This window comes from Prevotella heparinolytica, assembly GCF_004342845.1.
Classification (GTDB): domain Bacteria; phylum Bacteroidota; class Bacteroidia; order Bacteroidales; family Bacteroidaceae; genus Bacteroides; species Bacteroides heparinolyticus.
This window is the reverse complement of the sequence record NZ_SLXB01000007.1, coordinates 36,485-50,410: the sequence shown is the minus strand read 5'-3', so window position 1 is coordinate 50,410 and position 13,926 is coordinate 36,485. Positions and strand designations below refer to the sequence as shown.

Annotated in this window: 12 protein-coding genes; 4 read left to right on the top strand and 8 right to left on the bottom strand. The window is 47.1% G+C overall.

What is annotated here, in order from left to right; genetic code table 11:
• Window positions 1-70: 70 nt before the first annotated feature.
• The 5 genes from EV202_RS05290 to EV202_RS05270 all read right to left on the bottom strand — a co-directional run bounded on the left by EV202_RS05290 (window position 71) and on the right by EV202_RS05270 (window position 6,007).
• Complete coding sequence (locus EV202_RS05290) at window positions 71-1,156, bottom strand: ABC transporter permease (protein WP_131925924.1); 1,086 nt, start codon at window positions 1,154-1,156, stop codon at window positions 71-73.
• Between the two features lie 6 nt (window positions 1,157-1,162).
• On the bottom strand, window positions 1,163-2,221 hold the full coding sequence (locus tag EV202_RS05285; protein WP_125239229.1) for an ABC transporter permease: 1,059 nt from the start codon (window positions 2,219-2,221) through the stop codon (window positions 1,163-1,165).
• A 2-nt stretch (window positions 2,222-2,223) separates the two neighbouring features.
• On the bottom strand, window positions 2,224-3,684 hold the full coding sequence (locus tag EV202_RS05280) for an ATP-binding cassette domain-containing protein (protein WP_131925922.1): 1,461 nt from the start codon (window positions 3,682-3,684) through the stop codon (window positions 2,224-2,226).
• Between the two features lie 9 nt (window positions 3,685-3,693).
• Window positions 3,694-4,545, bottom strand: coding sequence for an HlyD family secretion protein (locus EV202_RS05275; protein WP_185741351.1), 852 nt, complete (start codon window positions 4,543-4,545; stop codon window positions 3,694-3,696).
• A gap of 190 nt (window positions 4,546-4,735) precedes the next feature.
• Window positions 4,736-6,007: a TolC family protein gene (locus EV202_RS05270; protein WP_131925920.1), complete on the bottom strand. Its 1,272-nt coding sequence runs from the start codon at window positions 6,005-6,007 to the stop codon at window positions 4,736-4,738.
• A gap of 507 nt (window positions 6,008-6,514) precedes the next feature.
• Here EV202_RS05270 and EV202_RS05265 point away from each other — a divergent pair.
• The gene (locus EV202_RS05265; RefSeq protein ID WP_131925918.1) at window positions 6,515-7,450 is read left to right on the top strand and encodes a helix-turn-helix domain-containing protein; all 936 of its coding nucleotides are present in this window, start codon (window positions 6,515-6,517) and stop codon (window positions 7,448-7,450) included.
• A gap of 426 nt (window positions 7,451-7,876) precedes the next feature.
• On the top strand, window positions 7,877-8,539 hold the full coding sequence (locus EV202_RS05260; RefSeq protein WP_106070469.1) for a response regulator transcription factor: 663 nt from the start codon (window positions 7,877-7,879) through the stop codon (window positions 8,537-8,539).
• On the opposite strand, the gene mnmA is transcribed toward EV202_RS05260, so the two are convergent.
• On the bottom strand, window positions 8,530-9,594 hold the full coding sequence (mnmA, locus tag EV202_RS05255) for a tRNA 2-thiouridine(34) synthase MnmA (RefSeq protein ID WP_131925916.1): 1,065 nt from the start codon (window positions 9,592-9,594) through the stop codon (window positions 8,530-8,532). The genes EV202_RS05260 and mnmA overlap by 10 nt on opposite strands.
• 51 nt (window positions 9,595-9,645) lie before the next feature.
• Complete coding sequence (locus EV202_RS05250; RefSeq protein ID WP_131925914.1) at window positions 9,646-10,932, bottom strand: O-acetylhomoserine aminocarboxypropyltransferase/cysteine synthase family protein; 1,287 nt, start codon at window positions 10,930-10,932, stop codon at window positions 9,646-9,648.
• Between the two features lie 116 nt (window positions 10,933-11,048).
• Here EV202_RS05250 and EV202_RS05245 point away from each other — a divergent pair, with 116 nt between their 5' ends.
• A complete protein-coding gene (locus EV202_RS05245) occupies window positions 11,049-12,446 on the top strand; it encodes a S41 family peptidase (RefSeq protein ID WP_234878245.1) in 1,398 nt (465 codons plus the stop codon).
• Between the two features lie 26 nt (window positions 12,447-12,472).
• Here EV202_RS05245 and EV202_RS05240 read toward each other — a convergent pair whose 3' ends face one another.
• Window positions 12,473-13,285 carry an alpha/beta hydrolase gene (locus tag EV202_RS05240; protein WP_131925912.1) on the bottom strand — a complete coding sequence of 271 codons (813 nt, stop codon included), beginning with the start codon at window positions 13,283-13,285 and terminating at the stop codon, window positions 12,473-12,475.
• Between the two features lie 150 nt (window positions 13,286-13,435).
• On the opposite strand from EV202_RS05240, the gene EV202_RS05235 reads away from it, so the two are divergent.
• Window positions 13,436-13,912 (top strand): copper resistance protein NlpE N-terminal domain-containing protein, encoded by a 477-nt coding sequence (locus tag EV202_RS05235; RefSeq protein ID WP_106068813.1) that lies wholly within the window; start codon window positions 13,436-13,438, stop codon window positions 13,910-13,912.
• Window positions 13,913-13,926: the final 14 nt, after the last annotated feature.

Sequence of the window (13,926 nt, the reverse complement as noted above, 5' to 3'; positions counted from 1 at the left end):
ATGATAAAGATGCTAAGAAACATTGAAGAAATTCAAAACAGATTCTAAGCCCAAAGACATAAGTTCTTCCTCAGCCATTCTTCTTGTAGCTCCGCACTGCCCAACCACCCATAAAGAGGCCGATGGCAGAGAGGGCAAGGACTTGATGCCAGATGCTCCGGAAATCGCCACCACGGATGAAGACGGTACGAACGGCCTCGATGAAGTAGCAAACGGGATTAACGTAGGTAGTGAGATATGACCACGAAAGCATGGAACGCGTGGGGGTGAAGAGACCACTGAGGAGCAATAGGATGACCACGAAAAACCACATAACGAAGACAGCTTGCTGCATAGTGTCACTGTAGTTAGAGATGATGAGTCCAAACGACGAAAAGAATAGAGCCAGCAACATAGCCAACAGGTAAATGAGCCATAATGGGCCTATAGACGTGATGTCATAGACGAGCCACGCCAAAAAGAGGCAAACAGTGATGACGAACAGAGCAATGAGCCAGTAAGGAATAAGTTTGGCGAATATGAACAACCATTTGCTGACGGGCGTGACGTTAATCTGCTCGATGGTGCCCGATTCCTTCTCGCTCACAATGTTCAGTGCGGGCAAAAAACCGGTCATCAGCATCATTACAATGGCGAAGAGAGCGGGAATCATGAAGAGTTTGAAGTTCAAGTGCTTGTTATAGAGAAACAATGTAAAGAACTTTTGCCGGATGGCGTCGGCATCGGGATTGACATTGGCCGTGACAATCTGCGAGAGATAGGCTGCGCCCATACTTCCCTTGATGCCGTTTACCGCATTGGCAGCAATAAGTACCTGCGACTGTTTATTGAGAGCCAAATCCTTGCTATAATCCTGCGGGATGACTACTACAATGTCGGCGTCAGTACGCTCAATATCTTTCAGAGCCTCGGCATAAGTGGGTTTCCGGCCATGAAAGATGAAGTAACTGTTATGCTCGATGTCGTGGACGAGACGTTGCGACTGCATGGAGTGGTCGAGGTCAACCACATCGACTACGATGTTCTTCACCTCCATATTCATCACCCACGGCGTGACGCACATAATCACAATAGGGAACACGACGATGAGCCGGGGCAAAAACGCATTGCGGCGAATCTGTATAAACTCCTTTTGGATAAGATATTTCAGTACCATATAGCATTAATCTAAGCGTTTGTTAAACTTTACAAGCGACAGCGACAGCAGGACGACAAGCATGGTTGAGAGGATGACCAGTTCAGAAAACACCTGCTTGATGCCCACACCCATAATCATCATCTTGCGCATGGCCGAAATGTAGTAACGCGTGGGGATGATGGCTGACACCCATTGCAGTATCCCAGGCATTGACTCCACGGGAAAGATCATGCCCGAAAGCATCACAATGGGCATCAAGAGCACCATGGCCGATATGAGCAACGCCACAATCTGCGTCTGTGCCACATTCGACACTAGCAGTCCCAGCGAAAGTGCCAGCAGGATATACACCGTGGAAATGAAGAATATCCAAAACAACGAACCCACCAACGGTACGCCTAACACAAACCGCGCCATGAATAGGATAATGATGAGGATGACGAAAGCCAGCACCAGATAGGGTATCGCCTTGGAGATAATGATTATCAGTGGCTTCGCGGGTGAAACGAGCAGCACCTCCATCGTTCCCCTTTCCTTCTCGCGGACAATCGATATCGAGGTCATTATGGCGCACACCAGCATCAGCAGCATACCCATGATGGCAGGCACGAAGTTGTAGGCCGACTTGATCCGGGGATTGTAGAGCATCTTCGCGTTCACAAGTCCGCCGGCAGGGTTAAGCAGCACCTGCGTCGCGTAGTTTGTCCACTGCTGCGCCATGTTGGGGTCTGCACCGTCAACAATGAACTGTACGCCGTTCTTTTTGCTGGCGAACTTAGAACTGAACACCACCGCCATATCCGCTTTCTGATTGCGGATGATGCGCTCTGCCTCCTGCGGTGTACTGACGATTTCTACGATAATGAAATACTCTGACTGCGAGAGCCGTTCAACGGCAGCCTGTGTCGCTTGGTCGCTGTTGGCCATCACCACCACTGTGCGCACATTCCTCACATCGTTGGTGATGGCAAAGCCGAAAAGCAACATCATCACCAATGGCATACCAAAAAGCATCAACATCGTCCGCTTGTCGCGCAGAATATGCTTTGTTTCTTTTATTATGAATGATAGAAATAGTTTCATACTTAATCGCTTGAACGGGTTGCCTGCTTTGCCAGATAGGTAAATACATGGTTCATATCGGGTTGATTGAATTCTTGTTTCAAGGCGCCGGGTGTACCGATGCCCTTGATTTTGCCGTCGACCATGATGGAGATGCGGTCGCAATATTCGGCCTCGTCCATATAGTGGGTGGTCACGAAGACCGTAATACCGCGCTCAGCCGTGTCGTAAATCAGTTCCCAAAAATGTCGGCGAGTGGCGGGATCAACACCGCCCGTAGGCTCATCGAGGAACACAATACCCGGCTCGTGGAAAATGGAAACGGAGAAGGCGAGCTTCTGTTTCCATCCTAAGGGTAACAAAGCAACGAGAGTGTTCTTATGGTCCGCAAAACGCAGGCGTTCCAATAGTTCATCGGTCTTCCGGGCAATTGCCTCATCGTCCATACCGTAAATTCCTGCAAACAGCCGGATATTTTCTGCCACTGTCAAATCTTCGTAAAGCGAAAATTTCTGCGACATGTAACCGATGCGCTTCTTTATCTGCTCGTATTCCGTGCGAATATCATAGCCCACGACGCGGCCAATGCCAGCGGTAGGTTGGTTCAGGCCTATCAGCATGTGCATGGCGGTCGTCTTACCCGCACCGTTGGCTCCAAGAAAACCGAATATTTCGCCTTTCTTGACTGTAAAGCTGATATCATCGACAGCATGGAAGTTACCGAAAGCCTTTACCAAGTGTTCCACCTCAATGACATTTTCACTCTTAGTCTCAACAGCCTTCTCATGCTCAATGCCGGGAGGGTTGAAGACTTCCTTGAATCTGTCAAGAATCACCCCGGGCGTGTCGATGCCGCGAAGTTTTCCATGATCAAGGAAGGCCACGCGTTCACAACAGAGCACCTCGTCAAGATAGGGTGTGGAAGCCACGATAGTAATGTTATACTCCTTCAGAATGGCCAGCATCTCCCAAAAATCTTTCCTGCTGACGGGGTCTACGCCTGTCGTCGGTTCGTCGAGGAACAGAACGCTTGGCTTATGCACCAAGGCACAGCTCAAAGCCAGTTTCTGTTTCATACCGCCGGAGAGTGCTCCTGCACGGCGGTCCTTGAACCGTTCTATCTGCGAGTAGATGGCCTTGATGCTGTCGTACCCCTCCTCGACGGTAGTATCGAAGAGAGTGGCGAAGAACTCCAGATTCTCCTTCACGGTCAGATCCTGATAGAGTGAGAACTTGCCAGGCATGTAGCCCACGCGACAGCGGATTTCTGTCATCTGACTGAACACATCGAAACCATCAACCATGGCTGTCCCCGTATCCGGTAGCAACAGCGAACAGAGAATGCGATACATCGACGTCTTGCCTGCACCATCTGGACCTATCAAACCAAAGATTTCCCCTTTGCTGACAGAGAACGACACATCGTCAAGTGCTTTCACTGCCCCGTAGCTCTTACTGATATTCTTAACTTCAATGGCGTTCATAATTATCAATTAGAATTTCACCTCTCCGTACATTCCTATTTTTGCAAATCCGTCATTCTTGATGGCCACCTTCACGGCATACACCAAGTCGGCACGCTCATCGTCGGTGAGGATGGTCTTGGGCGTAAATTCCGAACGAGCTGAAATCCATAAGATGATTCCGTCATACTCCTTCTTCTGTCTGTTGCCATAGTCTGCGAAAACTTTCACCTTCTGTCCCAACTTGATGTTCTGAAGCTGAACTGAAGTGATGTAAGCACGCATATACATATCCTGAATATCAGCAATCTTGAAGAGCGGTTTACCTATAACCACGAACTCGCCACGTTCCGCATATTTCTCCAATACCGTGCCCTTGGTGGGCGTCACCACGTGACACTTACGCAACTGATCGTAAAGCAGCTCCACCTGCACATCGGTAGCAGCCATCTGCATGTCAAGCGACCGTATGTTGGTTGCCAGAGCCGACTGCTGGGCGATGAGCTGCTTCCGGAGCACCTGCACCTGACTCATAGCGTCGTCCAGCATCTTACTCGGAGCTGCTCCGTCAGCCACCAATTCCTTATAACGCTGCTGCTCCTGCTGAGCCTTTGTCAGTTGCTGGCGAGTGGTGGCAATCTGCGCTTCCATATCCGGCTTTTGGCTTTGATACACTTCCTTCGTTGCCCTAAGCTGCTGAATCTTCAGCCATATCTGCGTGGTGTCAATGAGTCCCACCTCGGCACCGGTCTCGATGTTTTCTCCCTCGCTGACGCTAAAGTTCAGCAATACACCATTCTGTTCAGCAAAAACGGTAGTTTCTGTAGCCTCGAACGTGCCGGTAGCATCAAACTCTTTACCGCTGTTTCCGCAAGCGGCCATCATCAACGTCGTACTTGCCAGTACAAATATTTTTTTGCCTTCCAAACGAAAGTTCTTATGCTCGGCAAAGCTGCTCTGCGTTCTCTTAATCTTTTTTTTCATAATCGCATTGTTTTGATCTTGAATTAAGAATCTGTTTTGAATTCATTTTAGCTTTCTTCTGCGAGATTGAAGAAACTCCAAACTGATTCTAATTATTGGTTGTGAATTTGTTATCGTAAATTTGTTTCAACATTTCTATTTCGTGCATTGACTGCTGCACTCGTGCCGCATTCTCCTGATTGATTTCACGCACCAGATCGTTTACGTCGATGATACCATGCGAGAGTTTTGACTCGGAAGCCTTGCGAACGGCAGTACGCAGCGAGATAATCTCGTCATCATCGGCCATCAGCTTCTTGTAGCGTGCGATATTCTCATTCTGCTGAATCTGCTCCAGATTGTTGTTGAAGAGAAACACATCGCGGCTGTTCTCTGTCAGGTCGCGCTGCAACTGAATCTTCGCCTTATCGTTCTTGCGAGTATAGAACACTCCGATGTTCCATGTCAGACGAGCACCAATCATGCCATTCCACGACCAGTTGCGTTTCATCATGTCGTCGAACATATTCTGGCCGGGATAGCCATAGAATCCTTGTGCGAATAAGCCAAGTTTGGGCATCAGAGCCGAATCTAAAGCCTTCTCCTGAGCATCAGCCAGACGGAGTTGTGCATCAAATAGTCGCATCTCGGGTCGATTGTTTGTGCCATTAATCTCTGCAACGGTTGGTTTCAGCACCTTCTTAATCTCGATGCCACAAAAGGTGGAAAGCATCGTCTGAAGTATCCGTTTCTGCGACTCCAGATTAGTCATCTGCTGAATCGCGTTCAGTCGCTCGGCCTTCACATTTTGCAAGTCACTCTCTGCCGCTGTACCGCACTTCACCATCGAAGTGAGCTTTTTCTCATTGCCACTCAGCAATTCCTGAACGTCTTTGTTCAATCGAATCCGGTCTTCAATCAGAAGCAGTGAGAAATACATCTCGTTCACACGCTTGCGAACATTATAAAACTCCACCTCCGTCTGGGCTGCCTGCACCTTGCCCTGCTCGCGGGCAATTTTTCTCTGGCTACTGACAGCACCGCCGTCAAACAACATCTGGTTGATACCGATACTCAAGCGATACTGGTCTTTCTTCAAGCCTTTCATATCAAGTCCCATCTGTTGGTAGAGCTTCTGAAACTGTTCCGGGAAACCGGCTACATCAGTCTGATAAGTGGCCTGACCCGAAGCCGAAATCTGCGGCAACCAGCCTTTCCCAATGTTAGAGACCGTCAAGTCTGTAGTCTTCTCAATAAGATCGTACCGGTTTATCAGCGGATAGTTCTGCTCCGCTGCCCACTGGCACTCCTCAAGAGATTGTGCCACGACGAAGACTGAATGAAAAATGATAAAAAAAAGACTTAATACTACTCTTCTCATAATTTTACTATTTCAAACATTCTGCTCCAAAGATGCGGTGATTTCAGCAAACCATTACTACCCAACGAAATGGTGAAATACTCTTTTTGTACGATTGTCACCCAAATAGAATCAGAATTCGGGATAGGCTGTTCCTTTTGCTGAAGATGAGGGGCTGCGTCCTGTCGGGCGGATATTTCCCGGATGCACCGGTTTACGGCGGTCAGGCAGAAGAGAGCCTTTCAGGCCGCCCTCCCTCCTCCTGTTTTGACAGTTGCAATCCTTTGTCGCGACAGAGGCAAGTGTCCAAGCCGACAGGCACAAGTCTCTGACGTGACAGACACAAGTGTTTGAGCCGTCAGACGCAAGTGTCTGACAAGGCAGGAATAAACACCAGATAACCAGTGCAGTATGGATTTAAGATACAAGTTTCCGGTGAGGTTATCGCCCTGTTTCTTATCCGAACTCAAGTAAATAGAGCATTCTTATTGGAGAATTATTATCTTTGTAGCAAAAACAGGCAAGAACATGAACAAAACACTCGCCTCAAAAAGGTGCTTGCCTAAACAAGCACCCAAACTGATGGATGTGTCGCAAATGCGCGACATCTTTTCCACAAACTTTGCACAAATCCGTGAGCATGTTTACTTCAGTAACGAACTGGCAATGATTTACAGAGACCCGTTGGTGCTTCATCTGGCTCTGCGGCAATCGCCACCTTTCGTAATCAACGATCACCGTTTGGGCATCATTATCCGTGGCGAGGGCAACGTGAACTTCAACCTCGTAGACCGTCACCTGACTGCCGGCACACTAGTATACCTTGGGCCAGGAACCATTATCAATCCTATCCACTTCTCTGACGACCTTGAGATTATGGGCATCGGACTCTTTACCGACTTCCCCATGCCTTTTACCCCAGAGCAGTATCCTTCTGCCTTCAACGGACAAGTACGCGATTTCCAGTTGCCTGCTTGCGCCGACGACTTTCAGACTGCCCGTCATATTCTTGACACTCTTTGGCAGCTCATCCACCAAAAGAACTACCATCGTCCCACCGCTTCTGCCCTCGTTGCAGCACTGATGCACCACTACGACCGTCTGTTCCATCAGCAAGCTGATCATCTGGCCGCCACCCGCTCGCGCGAGCAGACCATCTTCGACCGCTTCATTCAGCTCGTCAACCAACACTGTAACGAACAGCACCGGATAAGCTACTATGCCAATCGCATGTGCCTCACTGAGCGTTACCTCGGCACAGTCATTCGTCAGACCGGAGGTGTCACCGCTAAGGATTGGATTGACCGTGCCCTCATCACTCAGGCCAAAGTACAGCTGCGCTACAGTGGCAAAAGTGTCCTCCAGATTTCCGAGGAACTCAATTTCCCCAATCCCTCGTTTTTCTCCAAATATTTTAAAAGACTGACAGGTATGACACCAGGGAAGTTTCAAAAGATGGTATAAGTCAATCCATTTTCGTCTGTCTTTTAAAGAGGTAATTATGCGAATGAATGCAAAAGATGCGTATATGTAAGAATTATTTATTGGCAAATATTCGTTTTTGGAAATGATTTAAAAGACAGATATACCCTTGCGAGAAGTACTTCTGAGAGGGGGTATGATCAGTATAGGACTGATGTACCTTCAGTATACGACTGATCCTACATCAGTATACGACTGATGTACCCTCTATATAGAAGTGAACATCCCTCACCTTTTTCCCTCCACTCTTTCAAGGATAAATTTGATGATATTTTTCAAAATAAAAAATGCCGGCCGACGCTTAGCAGAATAATCTAACAAATAAAGTCGTTTTATCTACCTTTACTTCACAGCAAATCACTTAAAAAGCGTACATTTGCAACCGAAGTTTATTATATGCGAATGGTCATGAGAGAATTTATCATTGCAGACAATCAGGATATCACCAAAGCCGGAATGATGTTTCTGTTGAGCCGGCAAAAGGAAACACCCTTATTGCTGGAAGCCGATAACAAAGCAGAACTGATACAGCAGCTGCGTTTGCATCCCGATGCAGTTGTTATATTGGACTATACCCTTTTCGACTTTTCCGGAGCCGATGAATTGATTGTTCTTCACGAACGCTTCAAAAGGGCAGACTGGCTTCTTTTCTCAGATGAACTGAGCGTTCCGTTCTTGAGGCAGATATTATTCAGCAGCATGTCATTCGGGGTAGTTTTGAAAGACAACTCCACGGAAGAAATAGTAACTGCACTGCAATGCGCTTTGCGCAAGGAACGTTTTATCTGCAATCATGTCAGTAATCTGTTGCTTTCGGGTAATGCCGTCTCCTCGCCCACTCATCCGTCCATTAAGGATGATTTGCTGACTACCGCCGAACGCAGTATCCTGAAAGAAGTTGCCTTAGGAAAAACAACGAAAGAAATAGCAGCCGAACGAAACCTCAGTTTCCATACAGTGAACAGCCACCGGAAGAACATCTTCCGGAAATTGAACGTGAACAATGCACACGAAGCCACCAAGTATGCCATGAAAGCAGGCATTGTAGACTTGGTGGAATATTATATATAGATTTCCCCACTGCCAATGCAAAACCGGGAAGCGGCATCGTAGACCACTCCAAACTGTCCCGGTGCAATACCTTGCAGCTTCTCTGCCGAAACAATCCGATAGCCATCTGCTTCTCGCCGCAACCGTCCGTTTATAAATTCCGGCGTATGCCGTATCTTGAAAGTCACATCCGCTTCTTTATGCACGTCTTTCCAAGGATTATCGGTTATAAAATGGAAATCGCGCATGCCGAACTCATTGCCATACTGAAGCTCCGTATCATATCCGCGGGAGACGTAAATCACATTTTCATCGACATCCTTGCGAACAACAAACCACGGGCCTCCACTCAACCCCAGTCCTTTGCGCTGCCCAATGGTATGAAACCAATATCCCCGATGCCTGCCCAACTTCTTACCGGTCTCCAATTCAACGATATCCCCTTCCCGCTCACCAAGAAAGCGACGGACAAAATCATTGTAATCTATTTTCCCCAAGAAACAGATGCCCTGACTATCGCGACGCTTGGCACTGGGCAATCCGGCCTTTAATGCAACGTCGCGCACCTCCTGTTTCATCAGTCCGCCCAATGGAAACATCAGTTTCGAGACTTGCAGATAATCTATCTGAGCCAGAAAGTCGGTCTGGTCTTTTACAGGGTCAAGGGCGGTACCCAACCAAGTCTTTCCATCTCGAAGCAACGTGGTGGCATAATGCCCGGTTGCCGTAAAATCAAACTCTTTTCCTACTTGCTGTTCAAAACAACCGAACTTGATGAGCTTGTTGCACATCACGTCAGGATTAGGAGTCAACCCATACTTTATCTTATTGATGGCATAAGCCGCCACATTGTCCCAATATTCGCGATGCAGATCCACTACCTCCAAAGGTAGTCCATACCGTCGGGCAATGGCCGAAGCCATCTCTACATCCTCTTCTGCCGAACAGTCCATATAATCGGTATCGTCCTTCCCTATTTTAATGTAAAACAGAGAAGGACGGTAGCCTTGCTCGCAAAGGAGGTGCACAACAACAGAACTGTCGACACCTCCTGATAACAATACCGCAATATTCATTTATAAACCCCGAATCAGTTTCTATTATCAATCATTTCGATTCGTTCCTCCTCAAATTTTATCAAGAGCCTGCGACAAGTCGTCCAGCAAATCATCGATATGTTCCGTTCCGATGGAAAGACGAACCGTTCCCGGCTTGATGCCCTGCTCTACCAGTTCCTGTTCATTCAGCTGAGAATGAGTGGTAGTGGCAGGATGAATGACCAGTGATTTCACATCTGCCACATTGGCCAGTAAGGAGAAAATCTGCAGATTATCGATAAAGGCCTGTGCCTCTTTCACACCGCCCTTCACCTCGAAAGTAAAGATAGAACCGGCTCCGTTCGGAAAATATTCTTTATAAAGTGCATGATCCGGATGTTCGGGCAGAGACGGATGGTTTACAGTGGCTACCTTAGGATGTTTCTTTAAGAAATCAACAACTTTCAGTGCATTCTCTACATGGCGCTCTACACGAAGCGACAGTGTTTCGAGCCCTTGCAGCAGGATAAAGGCGTTGAACGGGCTGATGGCCGCCCCGGTATCGCGCAACAATACCGCCCGGATGCGAATGGCGTAGGCAGCCGCACCGGCAGCATCTACGAAGCGCACCCCGTGATAACTCGGATCGGGTTCCGTCAGTTGAGGGAATTTACCGGAAGCAACCCAGTCAAACCTTCCGCTGTCTATGATGATACCCCCCAAGGAAGTTCCATGCCCACCGATAAACTTGGTGGCCGAATGAACTACAATGTCCGCACCATGCTCAATGGGACGAATCAGGTAAGGTGTGCCGAAAGTATTGTCTATAATCAAAGGGATCTGATGACGGTGAGCTATTTCGGCCACAGCTTTAATGTCAATCACATTACTGTGCGGATTTCCCAATGTCTCAATAAATACGGCTTTGGTATTCTCCTGTATGGCTTTCTCGAAATTATTCAAGTCACTCGGATCCACAAAAGTGGTGGTTATTCCATAAGTAGGCAATGTGTGGGCCAGCAGGTTATAAGTACCGCCATAAATGGTTTTGGCAGCCACAATATGGTCGCCTGCACGAGTGATATTCTCAAAAGCATACGTGATGGCCGCCGCACCGGAGGCCACGGCCAATCCGGCAACTCCACCCTCTAAGGCAGCTACACGCTTTTCAAAAACATCCTGCGTGGAATTCGTCAACCGTCCGTAAATATTTCCCGGATCTTGTAAACCGAAACGGGCAGCAGCGTAAGCCGAATCACGGAACACATAAGAAGTGGTCTGGTAGATGGGTACCGCACGAGCGTCTGTTGCCGGGTCTGGCTGTTCCTGTCCTACGTGAAGTTGCAAAGTCTCAAAGTGTAATTTCTTCGTTTCCATTGTTTTGTATATTTAGATAAATAATGTGTTTCCAATTCGGATTTTGCAAAGGTAGCGAAGCTGGCCACGGCAGACAATGACATACGATAGGGATTTTTATACCATATTTGTGGTAGATGAACAAACTATTTTCTAATTTTGCAGCCATGAAAGCTAAAAACATACTGATATATATCGTGGGAGTACTGATTATTCCCTCCTATCTCTCCTCTTGCGGAGAAGACCGTTGGGCTGCATATGCCGAACAGACCCGGACAACCCGATGGATTGACGACTCAATGAGAGTGTGGTATTATTGGGCCGACGAAATTCCTCATACCGACAAACTGAATTACTTCACTGCCCCCGAGAAATTCTTTGGTTCCCTCCTTTCCAAGAAAGACAAATATTCTCACATTGATAGCCTTACAAATCCTACCACCACCCGCAGCATTCCTTATACAGACTACAGCTACGGATTTCAGTTTTCTACAGAAAGTGTAGAAGGAAATGACACGGCACTCTATGCACGTATTCTCTATGTTGCAAATGCCAGCCCTGCCTCGGACATCAAACTGCAACGCGGAGAGTGGATCATGAAGATAAACGGAGAACCCATTACCCAAAAGAATTCCGACAAGCTTTATGGAAGTACAGCCATGAAACTGACAATAGGCCATTATGATGCGGAGAAGAAAGCAATAGTAGCCTACGGAGAGCCGAGACAAATAGCGGCGGCACGTTCAATCGACGACAATCCGGTGCACTATCATAATGTGTACATAAGAGACAACAAGCGGATAGGCTACTTGGTGTACAACCATTTCAGCCCCGGTGCCACGAATAACACCCATGAGTACGACAACGATTTGCGCAACGTCTTCCGAAACTTCGCCAACCAGCAAGTAAATGAATTTATCTTGGATTTGCGCTACAATAATGGCGGCTTATTGAGTTGTGCCGAACTGATGTGTAGCATGCTTGCTCCTTCTTCGGCTCTTGGCAAAGATTTGGGATATCTGGAATTCAACAGCCGAACCAATCCGAAAGAAGTATCCTTTAAACTCAATGCCGACCTTATAGGAGAGGGTGCAAACCTGAACTTGAAAACGCTCTACGTTCTTACCGGAAGCCAGACAGCTTCTGCTTCCGAGATGGTCATCAACTGTCTTCAACCATATATGGAGGTCGTTCTTATCGGTAGTACAACTGTAGGCAAAAACGTAGGTTCTCTAACTTTCAGCAGTCAAGAGCTGAAAATAACCATGAGTCCCATTGTCTGCCAAATCTACAATTCCAAGGGAGAATCAGACTACGCTTCCGGCTTTACTCCCGAATTTTCGGTAGACGAGACCGATACCCCCAAGCAATTCCTGCCTTTCGGCAATACGGAAGAACGAATGTTGAGCACCGCATTGGGAGTAATCGACGGAAGCATAAAGCCTGACGACAAGAAGCAAAGTTCCGCATTAAAGGTCATCACAATAACAAACTCTATCGAACGTCGCGCAAGCCAAGCGGTACGCATCAGATAAGGAGGCACGGAAACCGACGAAGCGAATCACTTCTTGAAAAACTTTTCGAAGAAAAGAATGTGATAGTCTATCGAATTGTTCCAGTATGGGCCGGTATGTCCACCGGGGCGGATCGTAAAATCATGATCTATCTTTCTCGCCAATAACCGGTTGTGCAAATCCTTGTTCACCTCAAGGAAGAAATCGGCTTCACCGCAATCAATGGTCATCGCCAAGTCGCCATTTTCTATCTTATCCAATTGGTTGACCACCGTATGCTCATCCCAAACCTTTTTGTTGGCGGCAAACTCCCCCAGTTGTTTACTCATTTCCCAGTTCTGCGGAAACGGTCGGATATCCACCTCTCCACTCATGCTGCCTGCCGCACCGAATATTTCTTTATGTCGCATGGCAATCCACAAAGCTCCATGCCCTCCCATGCTTAAACCGGTGATGGCACGTGCTTTCTTCGCCGGAACGGTGGCATAGTGCTCGTCGGTATATTTCACCAACTCTGACGACACAAAAGTTTCATACCGGTAAGCGGCATTCTTAGGACTATCCCAGTACCAACTATTCTTCCCGTCCGGACACACAAAGATGATGCCTTTCTCATCTGCAATCTGCAATAATTCCGGCTTCAACTGAATCCAACTCCGGGCATTGCCGCTATAACCATGCAACAGATAAACTACAGGGCAGGCCGTTTTTCCTACTGCTTTATCCGGCAATACATACACCACTTCTACTTCCTTATTCATAGAGGTGCTTTTCACACATACCGTGTCTACACGCACCGCCTGCACAGCTACCACAAACAGTAACAACAGCGCACTCATTAACATTCTTCTTTTTTTCATCTTTATATTGTTTATTTTTCCTAAACGAAGGGACAATATTAATAATAAATACCGAGAAATTACTATTTTTGTCTCAGAAAACAATTCATAGTTCGCACTATGAAAGTTATATTAACTAAACTATTTATAAACGATTAAACAATTAAAATCATGAAAAAAGTAATGATGATTGCAGCCATTGCCGCTGCATTGATATCTTGTAAGTCAAAAGGAACGAATAACAATGACTCTGCCTCTACAAACGAAACAGTAATGGCTGTCACCGAGAATGCAGCTGCCGAGGTTGTTTACAAAGGCATACTTCCTGCTGCCGATGGTCCGGGCATTCAATATGTATTGAAATTAGACAATATAAACTCTACCGAAGAAGGTACATATACATTAGAGACCACTTATCTGGAAGCCGAAGGTGCCGGAAAAGATAAAAGTTTCACTTCCAAAGGCAAGAAACAAGTAATACAGAAAGACGTCAATAACGAAAAGAAGACAGCCATTAAGCTGATTCCCGATGATAGCGACACTCCGATTTATTTCGTTATAGTGAACGACAGTACTTTACGCCTTGTCAATGAGGAGTTGCAAGAGGCTGCAGGCGAATTAAACTATGACATCGTTCTGGTGAGATAAACAAAGGCATGCAA

What these genes read in the sequence shown, in the direction of transcription:
- EV202_RS05290 (WP_131925924.1), bottom strand. Translation starts at nt 1,156, where the DNA reads ATGGTACTGAAATATCTTATCCAAAAGGAGTTTATACAGATTCGCCGC.
- EV202_RS05285 (WP_125239229.1), bottom strand. Translation starts at nt 2,221, where the DNA reads ATGAAACTATTTCTATCATTCATAATAAAAGAAACAAAGCATATTCTG.
- EV202_RS05280 (WP_131925922.1), bottom strand. Translation starts at nt 3,684, where the DNA reads ATGAACGCCATTGAAGTTAAGAATATCAGTAAGAGCTACGGGGCAGTG.
- EV202_RS05275 (WP_185741351.1), bottom strand. Translation starts at nt 4,545, where the DNA reads ATGGCCGCTTGCGGAAACAGCGGTAAAGAGTTTGATGCTACCGGCACG.
- EV202_RS05270 (WP_131925920.1), bottom strand. Translation starts at nt 6,007, where the DNA reads ATGAGAAGAGTAGTATTAAGTCTTTTTTTTATCATTTTTCATTCAGTC.
- EV202_RS05265 (WP_131925918.1), top strand. Translation starts at nt 6,515, where the DNA reads ATGAACAAAACACTCGCCTCAAAAAGGTGCTTGCCTAAACAAGCACCC.
- EV202_RS05260 (WP_106070469.1), top strand. Translation starts at nt 7,877, where the DNA reads ATGAGAGAATTTATCATTGCAGACAATCAGGATATCACCAAAGCCGGA.
- mnmA (WP_131925916.1), bottom strand. Translation starts at nt 9,594, where the DNA reads ATGAATATTGCGGTATTGTTATCAGGAGGTGTCGACAGTTCTGTTGTT.
- EV202_RS05250 (WP_131925914.1), bottom strand. Translation starts at nt 10,932, where the DNA reads ATGGAAACGAAGAAATTACACTTTGAGACTTTGCAACTTCACGTAGGA.
- EV202_RS05245 (WP_234878245.1), top strand. Translation starts at nt 11,049, where the DNA reads ATGAACAAACTATTTTCTAATTTTGCAGCCATGAAAGCTAAAAACATA.
- EV202_RS05240 (WP_131925912.1), bottom strand. Translation starts at nt 13,285, where the DNA reads ATGAAAAAAAGAAGAATGTTAATGAGTGCGCTGTTGTTACTGTTTGTG.
- EV202_RS05235 (WP_106068813.1), top strand. Translation starts at nt 13,436, where the DNA reads ATGAAAAAAGTAATGATGATTGCAGCCATTGCCGCTGCATTGATATCT.